Source organism: Prauserella endophytica (assembly GCF_005146945.1).
Classification (GTDB): Bacteria; Actinomycetota; Actinomycetes; order Mycobacteriales; family Pseudonocardiaceae; genus Prauserella_A; species Prauserella_A endophytica.
This window is the reverse complement of sequence record NZ_SWMS01000005.1, coordinates 1-20,613: the sequence shown is the minus strand read 5'-3', so window position 1 is coordinate 20,613 and position 20,613 is coordinate 1. Positions and strand designations below refer to the sequence as shown.

15 protein-coding genes are annotated in these 20,613 nt (G+C 71.2%); 6 read left to right on the top strand and 9 right to left on the bottom strand.

The annotated features are described in order from the left end of the window. The first annotated feature begins 66 nt into the window (after positions 1 to 66). Positions 67 to 840 (top strand): IclR family transcriptional regulator, encoded by a 774-nt coding sequence (locus tag FCN18_RS11090; RefSeq protein ID WP_112271898.1) that lies wholly within the window; start codon positions 67 to 69, stop codon positions 838 to 840. Positions 841 to 919: 79 nt separating this feature from the next. Here the strand turns inward: FCN18_RS11090 and ftsY are convergent, their stop codons facing one another. Continuing rightward, positions 920 to 2,302 carry a signal recognition particle-docking protein FtsY gene (ftsY, locus tag FCN18_RS11085; protein WP_137094834.1) on the bottom strand — a complete coding sequence of 461 codons (1,383 nt, stop codon included), beginning with the start codon at positions 2,300 to 2,302 and terminating at the stop codon, positions 920 to 922. Positions 2,303 to 2,443: 141 nt separating this feature from the next. Between ftsY and FCN18_RS11080 the strand changes: the two genes are divergently transcribed. Further along, a complete protein-coding gene (locus tag FCN18_RS11080) occupies positions 2,444 to 3,625 on the top strand; it encodes an anhydro-N-acetylmuramic acid kinase (RefSeq protein ID WP_137094832.1) in 1,182 nt (393 codons plus the stop codon). Between the two features lie 10 nt (positions 3,626 to 3,635). Continuing rightward, positions 3,636 to 5,216: a sodium:solute symporter gene (locus FCN18_RS11075; protein ID WP_112271892.1), complete on the top strand. Its 1,581-nt coding sequence runs from the start codon at positions 3,636 to 3,638 to the stop codon at positions 5,214 to 5,216. Between the two features lie 409 nt (positions 5,217 to 5,625). Here FCN18_RS11075 and smc read toward each other — a convergent pair whose 3' ends face one another. Continuing rightward, positions 5,626 to 9,240 (bottom strand): chromosome segregation protein SMC, encoded by a 3,615-nt coding sequence (smc, locus tag FCN18_RS11070; protein WP_137094830.1) that lies wholly within the window; start codon positions 9,238 to 9,240, stop codon positions 5,626 to 5,628. 239 nt (positions 9,241 to 9,479) lie between these two features. After that, positions 9,480 to 9,767 (bottom strand): acylphosphatase, encoded by a 288-nt coding sequence (locus FCN18_RS11065; RefSeq protein ID WP_228713869.1) that lies wholly within the window; start codon positions 9,765 to 9,767, stop codon positions 9,480 to 9,482. Between the two features lie 145 nt (positions 9,768 to 9,912). Here FCN18_RS11065 and FCN18_RS11060 point away from each other — a divergent pair, with 145 nt between their 5' ends. Beyond that, a complete protein-coding gene (locus FCN18_RS11060) occupies positions 9,913 to 10,539 on the top strand; it encodes a hypothetical protein (RefSeq protein ID WP_137094825.1) in 627 nt (208 codons plus the stop codon). A 3-nt stretch (positions 10,540 to 10,542) separates the two neighbouring features. Here the strand turns inward: FCN18_RS11060 and FCN18_RS11055 are convergent, their stop codons facing one another. From FCN18_RS11055 to kdpF, 6 genes are read right to left on the bottom strand one after another with little or no spacing between them, the layout of a single operon-like run. Beyond that, on the bottom strand, positions 10,543 to 11,238 hold the full coding sequence (locus FCN18_RS11055) for a response regulator (protein WP_112271884.1): 696 nt from the start codon (positions 11,236 to 11,238) through the stop codon (positions 10,543 to 10,545). Then, entirely contained in the window at positions 11,231 to 13,750 is a 2,520-nt protein-coding gene (locus tag FCN18_RS11050; RefSeq protein WP_170200546.1) for a sensor histidine kinase, read from the bottom strand. Before FCN18_RS11050 ends, FCN18_RS11055 begins: the two co-directional genes overlap by 8 nt. A gap of 2 nt (positions 13,751 to 13,752) precedes the next feature. Then, a complete protein-coding gene (locus tag FCN18_RS11045) occupies positions 13,753 to 14,373 on the bottom strand; it encodes a potassium-transporting ATPase subunit C (protein WP_112271881.1) in 621 nt (206 codons plus the stop codon). 6 nt (positions 14,374 to 14,379) lie between these two features. Continuing rightward, positions 14,380 to 16,452 carry a potassium-transporting ATPase subunit KdpB gene (gene kdpB, locus FCN18_RS11040; protein WP_137094821.1) on the bottom strand — a complete coding sequence of 691 codons (2,073 nt, stop codon included), beginning with the start codon at positions 16,450 to 16,452 and terminating at the stop codon, positions 14,380 to 14,382. Then, complete coding sequence (kdpA, locus tag FCN18_RS11035) at positions 16,449 to 18,113, bottom strand: potassium-transporting ATPase subunit KdpA (protein WP_112271879.1); 1,665 nt, start codon at positions 18,111 to 18,113, stop codon at positions 16,449 to 16,451. The genes kdpB and kdpA overlap by 4 nt, the downstream gene beginning before the upstream one ends. Beyond that, entirely contained in the window at positions 18,114 to 18,215 is a 102-nt protein-coding gene (kdpF, locus tag FCN18_RS11030; RefSeq protein WP_112271878.1) for a K(+)-transporting ATPase subunit F, read from the bottom strand. Between the two features lie 434 nt (positions 18,216 to 18,649). Here kdpF and FCN18_RS11025 point away from each other — a divergent pair, with 434 nt between their 5' ends. Continuing rightward, on the top strand, positions 18,650 to 19,903 hold the full coding sequence (locus FCN18_RS11025) for an ROK family protein (RefSeq protein WP_137094819.1): 1,254 nt from the start codon (positions 18,650 to 18,652) through the stop codon (positions 19,901 to 19,903). Between the two features lie 113 nt (positions 19,904 to 20,016). Further along, on the top strand, positions 20,017 to 20,535 hold the full coding sequence (locus FCN18_RS11020; RefSeq protein ID WP_112271876.1) for a general stress protein: 519 nt from the start codon (positions 20,017 to 20,019) through the stop codon (positions 20,533 to 20,535). Positions 20,536 to 20,613 lie beyond the last annotated feature (78 nt).

Genomic DNA, 20,613 nt, shown 5'->3' with positions numbered 1-20,613 from the left:
TCATCTTGTTTTACATCTCGGACTATAGTTTCTACATTGCGGAAGCTCAACGCGAGAGGAGACGGTGTGGCCCCCGAGAGGTCAGGTAACGGCGGGGTGCAGTCGCTGCAACGAGCGTTCGAGCTGCTCGAACGGCTGGCGGACGCCGGAGGCGAGGCGAGCCTTTCGGAGCTGGCGACGTCGTCGGGACTGCCGATGCCCACGATCCACCGGCTCATCCGCACGCTCGTCGCGCTGGGCTACGTCCGGCAGAACACCAACCGCCGCTACGCGCTGGGCGCGCGGCTGATCCGGCTCGGCGAGAACGCGAGCCTGCAGTTCGGCACGTGGGCGCGGCCGCTGCTCGCGGAACTGGTGGACGAGGTCGGCGAGACGGCGAACCTCGCGGTGCTGGAGCGCGACGAGGTGGTCTACGTCTCCCAGGTGCCGTCCAAGCACTCGATGAGGATGTTCACCGAGGTCGGCCGCAGGCTGCTGCCGCACGGCACGGGTGTCGGCAAGGCGATCCTGGCGGAGCTGCCCGCCGACGAGGTGCGGGCGCTGCTCGCGCGTACGGGGATGCCGTCCTACACCGAGCACACCCACACCGACGTGGAGAAGTTCCTCCGGCACCTCGGCAAGATCGCGAAACAGGGCTACGCACTCGACGAGAGCGAGCAGGAGCTGGGGGTGCGCTGCCTGGCGGTGCCGGTGGCGGGCGCGCCGACACCCGCGGCGGTGTCGGTGTCGGGCCCGGAAGGCAGGCTGACGAAGGAGGCGGTCACCCGCATCGCTCCGGTGGTGCAGCGCATAGCGGCGGCCCTGTCGGAACAACTCTCGACCCGCGACCTCAGCGCCTGAACTGCCTGAAGCGCCTGAACTGCCCCCAAGGCCACCTTTTGCGTTGAACGCACCGAAGGTGGCCTTGGGGGCAGGTAGGTCAGCTCAGGAGGGCGTCGACAAAGGCGTCCGGTTCGAAGGGGGCCAGATCGTCGGGGCCCTCGCCGAGGCCGACGAGCTTCACCGGGACGCCCAGCTCCCGCTGCACCTGGAACACGATGCCGCCGCGGGCGGTGCCGTCGAGCTTGGTCAGCACGATGCCCGTCACGTCCACGACCTCGGAGAACACCCGCGCCTGCGCGAGGCCGTTCTGGCCCGTCGTCGCGTCGAGCACCAGCAGCACCTCGTCGACCTTGGCCTGCTTCTCGACCACGCGCTTGACCTTGCCCAGCTCGTCCATCAGGCCGGTCTTGGTGTGCAGCCTGCCCGCGGTGTCCACCAGCACGGCGTCCACGCCGGCGTCGATGCCGCGCTTGACCGCGTCGAAGGCCACCGACGCCGGGTCGGCGCCCTCCTTGCCGCGCACGACCTCCGCGCCGACGCGCTCGGACCACGTCTGCAGCTGGTCGGCCGCAGCCGCGCGGAACGTGTCCGCCGCGCCGAGCAGCACCTGCCTGCCCTGCGCGACGAGCACCCGTGCGAGCTTGCCGGTGGTGGTGGTCTTACCGGTTCCGTTCACGCCGGTGACCAGCACGACCGCGGGCTGCTTGGTGCCGTCGACGGTGTGCGGCAGCGCGCGCACCGCGCGGTCGGCGTCCGGCCGCAAGGCCTCGGTGAGCACCTCGCGCAGCACGCTCCTCGCCGCGTCCGGCGTGCGGACGCCGCGCGTGGACAGCTCCGTGCGCAGCCGCTCGACGATCTCCGTGGTCGTGGCGGCCCCGAGGTCGGCGACGAGCAGCGTGTCCTCGACGTCCTGCCAGGAGTCCTCGTCGAGGTCACCCGCACCGAGCAGGCCGAGCAGGCCCTGGCCGAGCGCCGAGCGCGACTTCGACAGCCGTCCGCGCAACCGCTCCATACGGCCCGCGGCCGGGGGCACCTCCTCGCGCTCGGGCTCGGGCTCTGGCGCACGCTCCGGTTCCGGCGCGGGAGCGGGCTCCGGCACGGCGGGCGGCGCCTCGGGAGTGGGCGCCTCGGCGGCGGGAGGCTCCTCGGCGGGCGCGGTGGGGGCCTGCTCGCCGGGGAGGCCGACGTCCACGATGCCGCGGCGCGGCGCGTCCCTCGGGACCGCGGCGTCGTCGCCGACCCCGGGCTCACCGTCGGTCTCGGTGCGCTCCTCCACCGGGTGCGCGGGAGCCTCGGTACCACCGGGGGCCAGCGCGATACCGCCCCCGGCGTGGTAGCGGCCGCCCTTGGGCGTCTCGTCGCGCTCCTCGGTCAGGCTGATCCTGCGCTTCTTGCGCGCGATCGTGAGCCCGGCGACGAGCGCGACCAGAAGCACGACGGCCGCGACGACGATGATCCAGATCAAGGTGGTGCTCGACACTCTGTCATCCTCGCATCCGCCGACCGGGCGAGCCGGTCACCCCTGAACGAATCGTTGGATCTCCACGCACGCGGCATATTTTCAGCCAAAGTTTCACCGAAAGTCTTGCGCCGCCCTCACAACGTGGACTAGACCACTCCAATGCGTGTCGTAGGCCTCATCTCCGGCACGTCGATGGACGGCATCGACGTCGCGGTCGCCGAGCTGCGCACCGACGAGAGCGGGCTCGTACTGACCCCGCTCGGCGCACTCGAGCTTCCCTACCCCGCCGCGCTGCGGGACGAGCTGCTCGCCGCGCTGCCTCCGGGACCGTGCACCGCCGGGCAGCTGACCAGGCTCGACACGTGCGTCGGGCAGGCGTTCGCCCAAGCGGCGCACACGGCGCTCGACCGCTTCGGCCCCGCGGACCTCGTCGCCTCGCTCGGCCAGACCGTCTTCCACTGGATCGAGGACGGCCAAGCCCTCGGCACGCTCCAGCTCGGGCAGCCCGCCTGGATCGCGGAGCGCACCGGCCTGCCGGTGGTCGCCGACCTCCGGGTCCGCGACATCGCCGCGGGCGGCCACGGTGCGCCACTCGCCGGCACCCTCGACGCGCTGTGGCTGCGGGGCGTCGCCGAGGACGAGGGCGCACCCGCCGCCGCGCTCAACATCGGCGGCATCGCCAACCTCACCGTCGTCCACCCCGGCGGCGACGTGCTCGCCTACGACACCGGCCCCGGCAACGCGCTGCTCGACGCCGCCGTCGGCGAGCTCACCGGCGGGGCGCGACGCAGCGACACCGGCGGAGCGCTCGCCGCGCGCGGCAGCGTCCGTCCCGACCTGCTGGACCGCCTCCTCGCCGACCCGTACTACGCGGCCGCGCCACCGAAGTCGACCGGCAAGGAGCACTTCCACACCGGCTACCTGCGCGACGCGGTCGCCGGACTCCCCGCCATCGCCGACGAGGACCTGCTGGCGACGCTCACCGAGCTGACCGCGGCCACCATCGCTCACGAGTGCGAGCGCCACGGCGTGCGCACCGTCGTCGCCTCGGGTGGCGGCATCCGCAACCCTGTCCTGCTGCGCGCGCTCGCCGCGAGGCTTACCGTCGTGCCCAGCGACGAGCTCGGCCTGCCCGCCGACGCCAAGGAGGCGTACCTGACCGCGCTCCTAGGCTGGCTGACCTGGCACGGCGTCCCGGCGAACGTGCCGAGCGCGACCGGTGCTCGCGGGCCTCGGCTGCTCGGCAGCATCACACCCGGTTCCGGTCCACTCGAACTGCCGTCGCCACTGCGAACGGTGCCCAGACGCTTGCGGGTAGCGAAGACCGCCGAGACACGGTAGGAGATTTCAGATGCGGGCACTCGACCTCGTGATCATCGCGATCTTCCTCGTGGGGATGCCACTGCTGGGCATCCTCATCGGCGGCAGACAGAAGTCGGGCAACGACTACTTCGTCGGTGAGGGCCGCATCTCGTGGTGGGTCGCGTGCCTGTCGGTGGTCTCCGCCGAGACGTCCACGCTCACGGTGCTCTCGGTGCCGACGGTCGCCTACCTCGCGACGCCCGAGGCCGGCGGGATGACGTACCTGTCGCTGGCGATCGGCTACATCTGCGGGCGAGTGGTGGTGGCGTTCGTGCTGCTCCCCCGCTACGTCGCCGGCAACCTGGTCACCGCCTACGCCTTCCTCGGCAAGCGATTCGGCGGCGGCCTCCAGGGCACCGCCTCGGTGACGTTCCTGCTGACCCGGCTGCTCGCCGACGGCCTGCGGCTGTTCGCCACCGCGATCCCGATCAAGGTCGTGCTCGCCGCGTACGGCGTCGACGTCGGCTACTGGACGATCGTCGCGGCGCTCGGGCTCGCGATGGTGCTCTACAGCTTCTTCGGCGGCGTCCGCGCGGTCGTGTGGGTCGACGCGATCCAGATGCTCTGGTACGTCCTCGGCGCCGTCGTCGTCATCTGGGCGCTCGCGGGCAGCCTGCCCGACGGGTGGTTCGGCAGCGCCGTCGACGCGGGCAAGTTCCAGCTCCTCGACTTCAGCTCCAATCCGCTCACGGGGCAGTTCGCGGTGGTCACGGCGGTCATAGGTGGCGCCGTGCTGTCAATGGCCTCGCACGGTTCCGACCAGCTGATCGTGCAGCGCCTGCAGGCGACCAACGACCTTCGCGCCAGCCAGAAGGCGATCATCGCGAGCGGGGTGGTCGTGTTCCTGCAGTTCGCGCTGTTCCTGTTCATCGGCGTGCTGCTGTGGGCGTTCTACCGGGGCGCGGACCCGGTGGACGGCCTCGGGCTGAACAACAACGACGAACTCTTCGCGAACTACATCGTCAACGAGCTGCCGAGCGGACTCTCCGGTTTCGTCATCGCGGGCATCCTGGCCGCGGCGCTCAGCTCGTCGCTCGGGGCGCTCGCGTCCTCCACCGTCACCGACGTGTACGAGCGCATCATCGGCCGCGAGCTCTCCGCTCAGGACCGGCTCCGCCAGGGTCGCTTGTGGACGGTCATCTGGGCGGGCCTGCTGATCGTGTTCGCGGGCTTCTTCGCCTCGTTCGCCTCCAGCAGCGACCCGATCGTCGTGCAGGGGCTCTCGATCACCGGCTACACCTACGGCGCTCTGCTCGGCGCGTTCCTGCTCGGGCTGATCGTCAAGAAGGCGCGGCAGGTCGACGCGATCATCGCCTTCGCGGCCACCGTCGTGGTGATGGCGTTCGTGATCCTGGGGATCAAGTTCGACAAGGCCAGCGGTTCGCTCGTCGGAATCGACTTCTCGAAGGCGACCGAAACCACCGTGGCGCTCGCGTTCCCGTGGTACACGCTGCTGGGCGTTGTGATCACGCTGGTCGTCGGCGGCCTGTTGTCGCTGCGGCACTCCACGCCGGACCCACGGGCGGCCGAGTCCTCGGCGCCGCCGGAGCGCACACAGGAGACGGCCTGACATGGACGTGAGCACGCTGCGCCGGACCGGCGACGACTGCACGTGGGACGGTAGCTCGCCGGTCCAGTCCTAGGCAGGGAGTCCAGTCGCGACGGAGCCGACGAAGCGGGCTCCGGCCCGCGAGTCCCCCGCTCCAGCCCGCGAGTCCCCCGCTCCCGCCCGCGAGTTCTGCACTCAGGACGCTGAGTGTCGCGTTCCGGACGGTGAGTGCTGCGCTCTTGATCGGCGCGGCGGACGCGGGAGCGCGGGCAACTCGCGAACCCGAGCGGGCAACTCGAGCGCCTGAATGGGCAACTCGTGAGCCTGGGCGGGCAACTCGTGAGCCTGGGCGGGGAACTCGCGCGCCTGGGCGGGGGACTCGCGCGCCTGGGCGGGCAACTCGCGGGGCTGGGCGGGGGACTCGCGGCGGTTACGCCGGGGTCGGGGCCGGTTCGTCCTGCTCGATCTGTTCCGCGCGCATGCGCTGGGAGATCACCTTGGTGATTCCGTCGCCCTGCATGCTCACGCCGTAAAGGGCGTCGGCGATCTCCATCGTCGGCTTCTGGTGCGTGATGATGATCAGCTGCGAGCTGGCACGCAGCTGCTCCAGCAGGCCGATGAGACGCCGCATGTTGGTGTCGTCCAGCGCGGCCTCGACCTCGTCCATCACGTAGAACGGCGAGGGCCGCGCGCGGAAGATCGCCACGAGCATTGCCACCGCGACCAGCGACTTCTCCCCGCCGGACAGCAGCGAGAGCCGCTTGACCTTCTTGCCGGGCGGGCGGGCCTCGACGTCGACACCGGTGGCGAGCATGTCGTCGGGCTCCGTGAGCACCATGCGGCCCTCACCGCCGGGGAAGAGCACGGAGAACACGGTCTCGAACTCGCGGGCCACGTCGTGGTAGGCGGACGTGAAGACCTCGAGGATCTTGTCGTCGACCTCCTTGATCACCGTGAGCAGGTCCTTGCGGGTCGCCTTGAGGTCCTCGAGCTGCGTGGACAGGAACTTGTAGCGCTCCTCCAGCGCGGCGAACTCCTCCAGCGCCAGCGGGTTGACCTTGCCGAGCAGCGCGAGGTCCTTCTCCGCGCGCTTGGCCCTCCGGGCCTGTGTGTCGCGGTCGTACGGGATGGGCTGCGGCGCCATCACCGTCTCGCCCTGCTCCTTCGCGGCCTCGTACTCCGCCAGCTCGCCCGCGCCGGGCGGCACGGGCACCTCGGGGCCGTACTCGGCGATCAGGTCGTCGAGCCCGATGCCGAACTCCTCGGTGATCTTGGTTTCGAGCTGTTCCAGCCGCAGCCGCTGCTCGGCCCTCAGCACCTCGTCGCGGTGGACGGCGTCGGTGAGCTTCTCCAGCTCACCGGTCAGCTCCCTGACCCGGCTGCGCACCTGTGCGAGCGCGGTCTCCCGCTGCTCCCGTTGCGCCTGCGCGGCGTCGCGCTCGGCGGCGGCCCGCTGCAACGAGGTCTCGATGCGCTCCAGCGCCACCTCGCCGCCGTTGACCACGGCCGCGGCGATCTCGGCGCCCCGGGCCCTCGCGATGCGCGCCTTCTCGGCGCGCTCGCGCGCCTGGCGTTCGGCCTCGGCGGCCCGGCGCAGCGAGTCGGCCTTGCCCGCGATGCCCCGCGCCCGCTCCTCGGCGGTGCGCAGCGACAGGCGCGCGTCGACCTCCTCCTGGCGGACCTCGGACAGCGACTCGGCGGCCTCGTCGCGCTCGGTGGTGTCGGGGTCCTCGTCGACGGGCTGGTCGGCGACCGCCGCGAGTCGTTCCTCGAACTCGCTGAGCTTGGCGAGGACCTCCTCGCGGTTCTGCTCCACCTTGGCGCGCTGGTTGCGCAGGCGGTCGACCTCCGAAGACGCCGAGCGTGCGGCGTGCTCGAGGCTGCTGAGCCGCTCCGAGGAGCGGGCGCGCCGAACCTTGGCCTCGTTGAGCGCCTCCTTGGCCTGCCCGACCTCGGCGCGCCGATCCTGCTGCTCGGCGCGGGCGCCTTCGAGCTCGGCGATGGTGCGCTGCAGTGCCCGTTCGGCGGCGGCGAGCCGGTCCTGTGCCTCGTCGACGGCGGCCTGCACCTCGATGACGCTCTCGTCGCGGGCGGAACCGCCGGCGGCCCAGTGGCTGCCGAAGACGTCGCCGTCGGTGGTCACGGCGGTGACGTCGGGGTGTGTGGCGACGAGGTCGCGGGCCTCGTCCAGTCCAGTCACGACGGCGACGCGCTCCAGTGCGCGCTCGACGGCGGGCCGCAACGGCTCGGGAGAAGCGACGACCTCGCGCGCCCAGCGCGCCCCGGAGGGCAGCGCAGGCCAGCCCGTGGTGTCCACAGTGGTCCGGGCGCCGCCGAGTAGCAGTCCCGCGCGCCCGGACTCGTTGTCCTTCAGGTACTTCAGCGCGGCCAGCGCGTCGTTGCCCGCCGCGACCGCGACCGCGTCGGCGACGGGGCCGAGCGCCGCGGCGAGCGCGACCTCGTAGCCTGCTTCGACGGTGAGCAGAGCGGCGACCGAGCCGAGCAGGCCGGGCAGCTCGTCGGTTGCGCCGAGCAGGGCGCCCGCGCCGTCCTTGCGCCTGAGGCCCATCGACAGGGCGTCGACCCTGGCCTTCTCGGAGGCGATGTCGCGCTCGGCGGCGCGTTCGGCCTTGACGAGCTCCTCGACGCGGGCCTTGGCGGCGTCGTTGGCGGCGACGGCGCGGTCGTGGCGTTCCTGGAGCCCGGCGTCGTCGGACTCCTCGACCCCGCCATCGGCGCGGGCCTGCTCCAGGTCCTCCGCGGCGGCCTCGGCGCGGGCGGCGGCCTCCTCAATACCGGTGGTGAGGCGCTCGATCTCCTCGGCGGTGGCGCCGCTCTTGCTGCGCAGCGCCTCGACCTGGCCGGTGAGCTTCGCGATGCCTTCGCGGCGGTCGGCGATGGCGCGCACGGCGGCCATGTGAGCGCGTTCGGCTGCCTGCACGGCACGTTCGAGGTGCTCGCGGCGCTCGACGGCGTCGGAGAGGATGGCCCTGGCCTCGACGACGGCCTCGTTCAGCTCCTGTTCCCGCTCCGCGGCGCGCTCGGCCTCGGCCAGCAGCTCCTCGGGGTCGCGGCCGGAACCGCCGGTCTCGACCTCCGTGGAGAGGTGCCGCTGACGCTCGACCGCGAGGCGCACGGTGCCCCGGAGCCGCTCGGCCAGCGCGGAGAGTTTGTACCAGGTGTCCTGCGCCGCGGCCAGGCGCGGCGCGTCCTCGGCGAGCGAGCTCTCCAGCTCGGTCTCCTCGGTGGTTGCGACCTCGAGCGCCTGCTCCACCTCCGCACGGCGGGCGCGGGCGGCGTTCTCGTCGGCCTCCTCCTTGGCGATGTCGGCGCGCTGGGTGACCAGGTCGTCGGCGTAGAGACGCAGGCGAGCGTCGCGCAGCTCGGACTGGACCACCTGCGCTCGGCGGGCGATCTCCGCCTGCTTGCCGAGCGGCTTGAGCTGGCGGCGCAGCTCGGCGGTGAGGTCGTTGAGGCGGTCGAGGTTGCCCTGCATGGCGGTGAGCTTGCGGAGGGCCTTCTCCTTGCGCTTGCGGTGCTTGAGCACGCCCGCGGCCTCTTCGATGAAGGCGCGCCGCTCCTCGGGCTTGGCCTGGAGGATCTCGGAGAGCTGGCCCTGGCCGACGATGACATGCATCTCGCGGCCGATGCCGGAGTCGGAGAGCAGCTCCTGCACGTCGAGGAGGCGGCAGCCCTTGCCGTTGATCTCGTACTCGCTGGCGCCGTCGCGGAACATCCGGCGCGTGATGGAGACCTCGGTGTACTCGATGGGCAGCGCGCCGTCGGTGTTGTCGATCGTGAGGGTCACCTCGGCGCGGCCGAGCGGGGCGCGGCCCGCCGTCCCCGCGAAGATGACGTCCTCCATCTTGCCGCCGCGCAGGTCCTTCGCGCCCTGCGTGCCCATCACCCAGCGGAGCGCGTCGAGCACGTTCGACTTGCCGGAGCCGTTCGGGCCGACGACGCAGGTGATGCCGGGCTCGAAGCGCAGGGTGGTCGCCGACGCGAAGGACTTGAAGCCTTTGAGCGTCAAGCTTTTCAGGTGCACGCGCTGTCGACCTTCCCCTACTGGCGAGACTCCCTCTTCAGTCGGCCGATGCTACCCAAGGCGCCGTCGCGGCCGTGGGACGCGGGGCCGGGCGCGCCCGTGATCCTTCTCGGCGGTGACCACACTGGCCCCAGTCGTCACACGTGCCCCAGTAGTGCGAAGCAAGGGAGCTTTGCTCTCGTTTCACGGGAGTAAAGCTCCCTTGCTCTCTTCCTGGGGGCTGGGGTGCGGTGGCGGGGTCAGCGTTCGACGAAGCCCTGGAGGCCGCCTCGGGGAGCCGACCAGCGCTCCGCGACATGATCCACTCGACCGGGTGAGGTATCCGAGCGCAGCGCCGCCAGGAGCCGCTCACAGTTGTCCTTGGGCCCCTCCGCGACGACCTCGACCCTGCCGTCCCTCAGGTTGGTCGCGCTGCCGACAAGCCCCAGCTCCAGCGCTTTGCTCCGCGTCCACCAGCGAAAACCGACACCCTGCACCGTCCCGTGGACCCACGCGGTGAGCCGGGCCGTCTCCTGTTCGTCAGCCACGGCTCCATCGTGCCGCACGGACCAGCCGTCGCTGTGCGTGAGCCCTTTAGCACAGAGTGGTTCGCAGCTCGTCACCCAGCGGTGGTACTGTGCCCGCCGGGTCCGCCAAACGGGCGAACAATCAGCACCTCCGAAGGAGTCATGCATGACCCCGTCCCCAGGGTCACGGCCTCGCGCCGAGGTTGCTCCACCCCGCGAATCCACCGGAAAACTCCAGCGCACGGGCTACATCGCACTCGCGGCCAGCGGGCTCGTGCTGGCCACCGCGTTCGGCGCCGTCGCGCAGGTCATGGGCGGCACGCCCGGCTCCACGGACGCCGTCGACCGGACGGCCTCGCAGAGCACCGGCAGCTCCGGCGGCAACGGCGGACCCGAGCTGGTCCCCGGCCAGGCCATCCCCGGCCAGACGCAGATCATGGTCGACGGCGTCGCCGTGACGGGCACACTGCCGCCCGCGACCACCTCCCCGACCACGGTCGTCAGCGTCGGCCCCGACGGCATGACCACGACCACCGTCATCACCCCGACCAGGGGCACCTCCTCCAACACCCGGCCGGGCAACACGCCCCCGGGCGGTTCGGACAGCGAGCTACCCCCGACCACCAGGCCGACCACGAACCCGCCTGACCCGACCACCCCTCCGGCCACGACGCCTCCGCCTTCGACGACACCCCCGCCGGACTCCACCACTCCGCCGGACGATTCGTCGCCGACGGACCCGGAGAACCCGCCCGGCACGAGCGGCTCGGGGAGCAGCTCCTCCACCTCCTGAGCCTCACGGCTCGAAGCGGTAGCCCATTCCCGGCTCGGTCAGCAGGTGGCGGGGCCGGGAGGGCTCGGGTTCCAGCTTGCGGCGCAGCTGCGCCACGTAGACGCGCAGATAGTGCGACTCGGTGTCGTACGACGGCCCCCACACCTCGTGCAGCAGCTGCTTCTGGGTGACCAGCCGGCCGCGGTTGCGCACCAGCAGCTCCATCAGCCGCCACTCGGTCTTGGTCAGGTGCACCTCGGCGCCGTCGCGTCGCACCTTCTTCGCCGCGAGATCGATCGTGAACGACGCGGTCTCCACCTGTGCGTCCGCGTCGGCCGCCGACAGGCCCGAGCGGCGCACCGCCGCCCGCAGCCGCGCCAGCAGCTCGTCCATCCCGAACGGCTTGGTCACGTAGTCGTCGGCGCCGGCGTCGAGCGCCTGCACCTTGTCCGTGGAGTCGTCCCTCGCCGAGAGCACGATGATGGGCACCTTGTTCCAGCCGCGCAGGCCCTCGATCACCTCGACGCCGTCCAGGTCGGGCAGGCCAAGGTCGAGCACCACGACATCCGGCCGCGTCTCGGCCACGGCCTTGAGCGCGGCCGTGCCGTCGTGCGCCGTCACCACCTGGTAGCCGCGCGCCGAGAGGTTGATCCGCAGCGCTCGCGCGATCTGCGGATCGTCGTCGACGACCAGCACCTTGCTCGGCTCCTTGTCAGACATGCTCCTCCACTCCGCGGTAGGCGGGCAGCGAGATCACCACGGTGAGTCCCCCTCCTGGCGTGTCCTCGGCACGGATCGTGCCACCCATCGCCTCGGTGAATCCTTTCGCGACGGACATCCCGAGGCCGATCCCGGGGGTACGGTCCGACAACCGCTGAAACGGCGCGAAGGCCGAGTCCGCCGCGCCCTTCGGCAGCCCGCGCCCGTGGTCGACGATCCGCAGCTCGACCTGTTCGGCGTGCGCGCTGGCCCGCACCGCCACCGGCTCGCCTCCCCCGCCGTGCCGCAGCGCGTTGTCCACGACGTTGGCCACCACGCGTTCCAGCAGACCGGGATCGGCCAGCACCCACGGCAGGTCCTCACACACGTCGACGCGCACCGCCGCCGCGTCGTCCAGGTTGGACAGCGCGAGCGCCACGACCTCGTCGTAGCCGACGGGTTGCAGCCGCGGGCGCACCGCTCCGGTCGCCAGGCGCGAGGAGTCGAGGAGGTTGTCGACGAGCCCCGCGAGGCGATCGGCGGAGACCTCGATGGTCTCCAGCAGCTCCGCGGTGTCCTCAGTGGACAGCTGGAGGTCGGGGGCACGCAGGCTGCCGATCGAGGCCTTGATCGAGGTCAGCGGCGTGCGCAGATCGTGGCCCACGGCGGAGAGCAGGGCCGTGCGCAGCTCGGTGGCGTGAGCCTTGCGCTCGGCCGCCGCGGCGGCGACCGCCATCCGCTGCTGACGCAGCGCGAGCAGCGCCTGCCCGGCGGCGGCCTCCAGCACTCCCCGGTCGGCGGCTGGCAGCGAGCGGCCGCGCAGGGTCAGGTGCACGTCGGCGGTCACGGGGATGTCGACGTCGGCCTTGTCGGGCTCGGGACAGCGTTCCGGCCCTGCCTCAGCGACGCGCCGCCACGTCCCGTCCCGTTTCTCCATGAGCCCCACCGAAACCTGGCCGAAGTTCTCCCGAACCTTCTCCAGCAGGCGCTCCAGCGGCTTCGGGTCGGCGAGCACCGTGCGTGCGTAGGAGCCGAGCAGCGACGCCTCGGTGCGGGCGCGGGCGGCCAGGCTCGCCCGCCGCGCCGCCGAGCCGACGACGAGCGCCACGAGCACGGCCACCACGAGCATCACGACGAGCGTCACGACGATCCGCGGCGAGGACACCTTGAGCGAGTGGTACGGCTGGGTGAAGAAGAAGTTCAGCAGTCCCGCCGAGAGCAACCCCGCCACCAGGGCGGGCCCGAGCCCGCCGACCAGTGCCACGATCACGATCGCGAGGAAGAACATCACCACGTCGGTGGAGAAGTCCAGTTCCTCCCGCAGCAGCACCCCGATCCCGGTCGCCAGCGCGGGCAGCAGCACCGCGAGCGCCCAGCCGCCGAGCCGTCGCACGGCGCTCAGCACGCTCGGGCCGAAGCGGGCGCGGAGCCGCCCACCTGCCTCCTCGTGGGTGACCATGTGCACGTCGATCGGGCCGGATCGCTGCACCACGGTGGCGCCGATCCCCTCGTCGAACAGCCGCGCGAACCGTGAGCGCCTGGACGTGCCGAGCACGAGCTGGGTGGCGTTGACGCCGCGCGCGAAGTCCAGCAGCGCGGTCGGCACGTCGTCGCCGACGACGTTGTGGAAGGTGGCGCCGACGTCGTCGGCCACCTTCCGGTACCTGCCCACCGCGGTCGGCCCAAGGCCGGTGAGCCCGTCGCCGCGCAGCACGTGCAGCACGAGCAGCTCCGCACCCGCCCTCGTCGCGATGCGGCGCGCCCGACGGATCAGCGTCTCGCTCTCGGGGCCGCCGGTGATGGCGACGACGACACGTTCCCTTGCCTCCCAGGTGTCGGTGATGTCCTGCTCGGCGCGGTAGCGCTGCAGCGCGACGTCCACCTGGTCGGCCACCCACAGCAGCGCCAGCTCCCGCAGCGCCGTGAGGTTGCCGACGCGGAAGTAGTTGCCCAGCGCCGCGTCGATCCGCTCGGCCGGGTAGACGTTGCCGTGGGCGAGCCTGCGGCGCAGGGCCTCTGGCGTGATGTCGACGAGCTCCACCTGCTCGGCGCTGCGCACCACCTCGTCGGGCACCGTCTCCTGCTGCCGGACGCCGGTGATGCGCTCCACCACGTCGTTCAGGCTCTCCAGGTGCTGCACGTTCACCGTGGTGAGTACGGTGATGCCCGCGTTCCGCAGCTCCTCGACGTCCTGCCAGCGCTTCTCGTTGCGGGCACCGGGCGCGTTGGTGTGCGCCAGCTCGTCCACCACCGCCACCTCTGGCCTGCGCGCGAGCACCGCGTCGACGTCCATCTCGGGCAGCTCGGTGCCCCGGTGCACGAAGGTCTGCCTCGGCACCGCTTCGAGCCCGTCGAGCAGCTGCGCCGTCTTCGCCCTGCCGTGGGACTCCACGAAGCCGATCACGACGTCGGTGCCCCGTTCGAGCCTGCGGTGCGCCTCGCCGAGCATCGCGTAGGTCTTGCCGACGCCGGGCGCCGCGCCGAGATAGATTCGCAGCTCTCCCCGGCGCGGCGCACCGCTGCCTTCCTCCACGCTCACGGAACCAGTGTGCTCCTCGCGTCACGCACCGCGAGGTTGAGCTCGAGCACGTTCACCGACCGCACGCCGATGCCGTGCGTGCTCGTGTGCTCGGCGACGAGGTCGCGCACGCGCGCCTCGGACAGCCCGGTGTTGCGGGCGACCCTGGCGGTCTGCAGGTCGGCATAGGCCTCACTGATGTCCGGGTCGACGCCGGAGGCCGAGGCCGTGACCGCGTCGGCGGGCACGGCGCTCGGCGGGACGTTCTCCCGCTCGGCGACGAGCTGCCTGCGCTGCCGCACCAGCTCCACCTGCCCGGGGTCGAACGCGGACTTGTTCGAACCGCCCGATGCCGACGGGTCACCGGGGCCCAGCGGGCCCTCCGCGCTCGCCGAGGGCCGCGTGTGGAACCACGGGTCGCGCGTGGGCGGGCCGTCGAACACCGGGTCGATGCCGATCAGGGACGAGCCCACCACCGTGCCGTTCCGCTCGATGAGCGAGCCCTCGGCCCGGTGCTCCAGCCCGGGTAGCCGGGACACCGCCCAGACACCGAGCGGGTACACCACGCCGAGCAGCAGAGTGAACACCAGCAGCACCCGCAGGGCCGCGCGGCACTGGCTGAACAGGGACTTCAGCATCAAAAGTCACCCGATTCCGGGAACGAGACGGACGAGCTGGTCGATGAGCCAGATCCCGGCGAACGGGGTGACGATGCCGCCGAGGCCGTAGATCAGCAGGTTGCGCCGCAACAGCGTGGCAGCCCCGGCCGGGGTATAGCGGACACCCCGCAACGCGAGCGGGATCAGCGCCACGATCACCAGCGCGTTGAAGATCACCGCGGAGAGGATCGCCGACTCCGGGGTGGCGAGGCGCATGATGTTGAGCGCGCCGAGCTGCGGGTGGATCGCCAGGAACATCGCGGGCAGGATCGCGAAGTACTTGGCGAGGTCGTTGGCGATGCTGAACGTGGTCAGCGCGCCGCGGGTGATCAGCAGCTGCTTGCCGATCTCGACGATCTCGATGAGCTTGGTGGGGTCGGAGTCGAGGTCGACCATGTTGCCGGCCTCCTTGGCGGCCGACGTGCCGGTGTTCATGGCGACGCCGACGTCGGAGGCGGCCAGCGCGGGCGCGTCGTTGGTGCCGTCGCCGGTCATCGCGACGAGCCTGCCGCCCTCCTGTTCCCTGCGGATCAGCGCCAGCTTGTCCTCGGGCTTGGCCTCGGCGAGGTAGTGGTCGACCCCGGCGTCGGCCGCGATGGCCTTTGCGGTCAGCGGATTGTCGCCGGTGATCATCACCGTGCGGATGCCCATCTCGCGCAGCCGCCGGAACCGTTCCCGCATGCCCGGTTTGACCACATCGGAAAGCCGGATCACGCCGTGCGCCACGGGTGTGCCGTCGCGCAGCTCGGCGACCACGAGTGGGGTGCCGCCCTGCTCGCCGATCTCCCTGCTCACGTGGGTGATCTCCGCGGGCAGGGTCCCGCCGTGCCTTGCGACCCACGCGCGCACTGCGTCGGTGGCGCCCTTGCGGACCTGCCTGCCGCCGACGTCGAGCCCGCTCATCCGCGTCTGCGCGGTGAACGGAACGAACTCACCGCCCTGCTCTCCGGTCAGCTCGGGGTGGTCGCGTTCGATCAGCTCGATGATGCTGCGGCCCTCGGGGGTGCCGTCGGCTAGGCTGGCCAGCCGCGCGGCCTCGGCGAGCCGGTCCGGTGTGGACGACCAGGACGGGATCAGCTCGGTCGCCCTGCGGTTGCCGAAGGTGATGGTGCCGGTCTTGTCGAGCAGCAGTGTCGACACGTCTCCGGCGGCCTCCACGGCGCGGCCCGACGTGGCGAGCACGTTGCGCTGCACCAACCGGTCCATGCCCGCGATGCCGATCGCCGAGAGCAGCGCGCCGATCGTGGTCGGGATGAGGCACACGAGCAGCGCCGTCAGCACCACCACCGACTGCGTGCTGCCGGAGTAGCCCGCCATGGGCTGCAGCGCCACCACGGCGAGGAGGAAGACGATCGTGAGCGTCGAGAGCAGGATCGTCAGCGCGATCTCGTTGGGCGTCTTCTGCCGGGACGCCCCCTCGACGAGTGCGATCATCCGGTCCACGAAGGACTCGCCGGGCTTGCTGGTGATCCGCACGACGATGCGGTCGGAGAGCACCGTGGTGCCGCCGGTGACGGCACTGCGGTCGCCGCCGGACTCGCGCACCACGGGCGCGGATTCTCCCGTGATCGCCGACTCGTCCACGGTGGCGATGCCCTCGATCACGTCGCCGTCGCCGGGGATCGTCTGCCCCGCCTCCACCACCACGCGGTCGCCCACGCGCAGCCGCGCCCCGGGCATCTCCTCCTCGCCGCCATCGTCGAGCAGGCGCCTGGCGACGGTCCCCTTCTTGGTGCGCCGCAACGACTCCGCCTGCGCCTTGCCCCTGCCTTCGGCCACCGCCTCGGCCAGGTTGGCGAACAGGACGGTGAACCACAGCCACGCGGCGATGAGGATCGTGAACAGGCTCGGCTCCGCGACCGCGAAGACGGTCACGAGCACCGAGCCCACCCACACCACGAACAGCACGGGGTTGCGCCGCTGGTGACGGGGGCCGAGCTTGCGCAGCGCGTCGGGGAACGACGCGAGCAGCTGCCGAGGACTGAACACGCCCGCGCTCACCCGGCCCGCGTGCTCGGGCTTCGCCCGCGCGGGATGGTCCTGGGTGGTGATGGTCATGCGAGTGCCTCCGCGATGGGTCCCAGCGCGAGCGCAGGGATGAACGTCAGTGCGGCCACGAGCACGACCGTGCCCGCGAGCAACGAGCCGAACAGCGGGCTCGTGGTGGGCAGGGTGCCGGGAGTTTCGGGGACCTTCCGTTGTGCGGCAAGGGAACCGGCCAGGCAGAGCACGGCGATGATGGGAATGAACCTGCCGATCAGCATCGCGATACCAAGTGACGACTGGAACCAGTCGCTGGTGACGGTGAGCCCGGCGAACGCGCTGCCGTTGTTGTTGCCCGCCGAGGCGTAGGCGTAGAGCACCTCGGACAGGCCGTGGGGGCCGGTGTTGTTGAGCGCCGTGTCCAGCTCGCCGGGCATCAGCAGGGCCGCGCCGGTGCCGAGCAGCACCACCGTCGGCATGGCCAGCATCGCGACGGCAGCGCACGTGACCTCGCGGCGGCCGAGCTTCTTGCCCAGGTACTCCGGGGTCCGGCCGACCATCAGCCCGGCCAGGAACATCGCGATGACGGCGAGCACGAGGATCCCGTAAAGACCGGCGCCGACGCCGCCCGGCGTCACCTCGCCGAGGAGCATGTTCAGCAGCGGGACGCCGCCGCCGAGCCCGCTGAAGCTGTCGTGCATGGAGTTCACGGCACCCGTGGACGTTCCCGTGGTGCTCGTGGCGAACAGCACCGACTGTCCGATGCCGAAGCGCTGCTCCTTGCCTTCCAGGCTCGCGCCCGCGAGCAGCGCGGCGGGTCCGTTCGGATGCGTCTCGGCCCACCAGGCGACCGCGAGCATGACGCCCCACAGCACGCCCATCACCGACAGCAGCGTGTAGCCCTGCCTACGGCTGCCGACCATCGTGCCGAACGCACGCGTCATCGACACCGGGATCACCAGCAGCAAGAAGATCTCCAGCAGGTTCGTCCATGAGCTCGGGTTCTCGAACGGATGCGAGGAGTTGGCGTTGAAGATGCCGCCGCCGTTGGTGCCGAGCTCCTTGATGGCCTCCTGGCTCGCCGCGGGTGCGAGCGCGATCGTGCTCTGTGAGCCGTCCGGATTGGACACGGTGACCCCGGACCGCAGGCTCTGCACCACGCCGAGCGCCACGAGCACCACCGCGACGACGACCGAGATCGGCAGCAGCACACGGATCGTGCCCCTGGTGAGATCGACCCAGAAGTTGCCGAGGCGGTCGGTGCTGCGCCGGACGAACCCGCGGACCAGCACCACCGCGACGGCGATGCCGACCGCCGCGGAGAGGAAGTTCTGCACCGTCAGCCCGGCCAGCTGCACGAAGTGGCCCATCGCCACCTCGCCGGCGTAGGACTGCCAGTTGGTGTTGGTGACGAAGCTGATGGCGGTGTTGAAGGCCATGCCGGGCTCGATCGCGCCGCGGCCGAAGTTCCACGGCAGCACCGGCTGCAGGCGTTGCAGCAGGTACAGCACCACGATGGAGACGAACGAGAACGCGAGCACCGACACGGCGTAGGTGCTCCAGCGCTGCTCGGAAGAAGGATTCACGCGGAACAGCCGGTATAGCGCGCGCTCGGCCTTCCAGTGCTGCTCACTCGTGTAAACGCGTGCGAGGTAGTCGCCGAACGGCCGGTACACCAGTGCGAGCGCGCCGAGCAGGATGGCCACCTGCACGAGGCCGGCCCATGAGTCGGGCATCTAGAACTTCTCCGGCCTGATCAGTGCGACGAACAGGTAGACGATGAGTCCCAGCGCCAGCAGCCCGCCGACCACGTTGGCCACGGCGCCCGCGGCGCTCACAGCTTCTCCAGCCCGCGCACGGCGAGCGCGAGGACGACGAATCCGCCGATCAGCAGAACGGCGAACAGGAAATCGGCCATGAATGCACCCCTCCTCGCGGGTCACCCCTTCTGGTGAACCCGACCGGTGGTCAGCCTGCGACCGGCGCCCGGCGGTCCGGACCGGGTCTGACGGCTCCTTGACGCGGCGGGGAGGTCTGTTGACGCCGCCTTGACGCACGGTGGGCCCGCCCACGCGCGCACTCGCCCGGATGTCGCGCTCAGGTAAGGCAGCCCCAGACTGCCCCCAAGGCCACCTTTGTTGCGTTGAGCGCAACAAAGGTGGCCTTGGGGGGCGACTCTTAGGCTTTCGATCTTCCCTCTAATGCATGTAACAAACAGAAGTTTTGCACTTTCCGATATATGATGCGAGGCATCACACATAAGGGGGTCCCCGTGGAGGAGCCGAGCACCGAGCTGCTGGAGAGCTACGCGCGACTCCTCGACCTGGTCAGGACCGGCCAGGCGGACACCAGACCGGCGCTGAGCGAGCGCACCGGTCTCGGCCGTACCGCCATCACGCAGCGCACCACGACGCTGCTCGACGCCGGGCTGCTCGAGGAGGGCGACCTCAACCCCTCCACCGGCGGCAGGCAGGCGAGAACGCTCCGCTTCCGCCGCGACGCCGGGCGCATCCTCACGGCCGAGCTGGGCGCCACGAGCTTCACAGCGGGCGTGACGGACCTGATGGGCACCGTGCTCACCATGTGCCACCGCGACTGCGACATCGCCCAGGGGCCGGAACCCGTGCTCACCGAGGTGGAGGACACCCTCGACGGGCTGCTGGCCGACCTCGGAGTGGAGCCGGGCGAGGTGTGGGGCGTCGGCCTGGGCCTGCCGGGTCCCGTCGAGTTCGCGACGGCGCGGCCGTCGGAGCCGCCGATCATGCCGGGCTGGAACAACTACCCGGTTCGCGACCGTCTCTCCAAGCGCTACGACGCGCCGGTGTGGGTGGACAACGAGGTGAACCTGCTGTGCCTCGGCGAGCTGCGCACGCCGGGCCTGCCGACCTCGGGCGACCTGCTCTACATCAAGATCGGCACGGGCATCGGCGCAGGCATCAGCAACTCGGGCCGCCTGCACCGGGGCGCGCAGGGCTGCGCCGGCGACATCGGCCACGCCGCCGTCTCAGACGACAGCACGGTGGTCTGCCGCTGCGGCAAGACGGGCTGCCTCGAGGCGCTCGCCGGGGGCGCCGCGCTGGCCAGGGACGGCGAGGCGCTCGCCCGCTCCGGCGCCAGTACCGCGCTCGCCGCCGCGCTGGACGACCACGGCGCCGTCACCGGCGAGGACGTCACCGCCGCCGCCAGGGCGGGCGACCACCACGCGGTGCAGCTCCTCGTGCAGGCGGGCAGGCGCATCGGCGCGATGCTCGCCACCATGGTCAACTTCTACAACCCCTCGATCATCCTGCTCGGCGGCAAGGTCGCGGGCGCGGGCGATCTGTTCCTCGCCACGATCAGGGAGACGATCTACCGGCGTTCGCTGCCACTGTCCACACGAGAGCTGCGCATCGAACGTGCGCGCCTCGGCGAGGAGGGCGGGCTCGTCGGCGCCGCGTACATGGTGCTGGACGAGCTGTTCTCCGTGCGCTACTTCGGCCAGTGGCTGTCCTCAGGCTCACCGAACGGAATGCCGGGACTGCACTGAGCGTGGCTGAGAGCACCCTGTGAATCTCGCGGACCGGGCACTGATCGAGAACGCCGTGACGTTGAAACGGGTGTAAGGACAACAACCAGTATCGCCCACGAGGTGAGCACACCATGACCACAGCGTTCTCGCAGCCCGCGTTCCGCACGGCACAGCGGGCGCCGCAGCTGCCGACCCTGCCGACCGGCTGGCCCATCGGCTCCTACGGCACTTACGAAGAGGCGCAGCGTGCCGTGGACCACCTCGCCGACCAGAACTTCCCCGTGCAGGACGTCACGATCGTCGGCGTCGAGCCGATGCTCGTCGAGCGCGTCGCCGCGCGGCTGACCTGGGGCAAGGTGCTCGGCAGCGGCGCGATGTCCGGTGCCTGGTTCGGTCTGTTCGTCGGCCTGCTGCTGAGCTTGTTCACGCCGGGAGCCGGGCTGCTGCCGATCCTGATCGGGCTCGTCGCCGGTGTCGCGTTCGGCCTGGCCTTCGCCGCGATGGGGTACGCCGCGACCAAGGGCCGCCGCGACTTCGTCTCCCACAGCCAGCTCGTGGCCAACCGGTACGACGTGCTCTGCCAGCCGCGTAACGCCGAGAACGGCCGCGAACTGCTCGCGAAGCTGGCGATGTCCTCCACCACCTGGTAACCCCCTAGCTGCAGTGAAGGCCACAGTGATGATGTGTGTGGGCGGGATCCCGGCACTCCTGACTCGGAAGGCCACCGA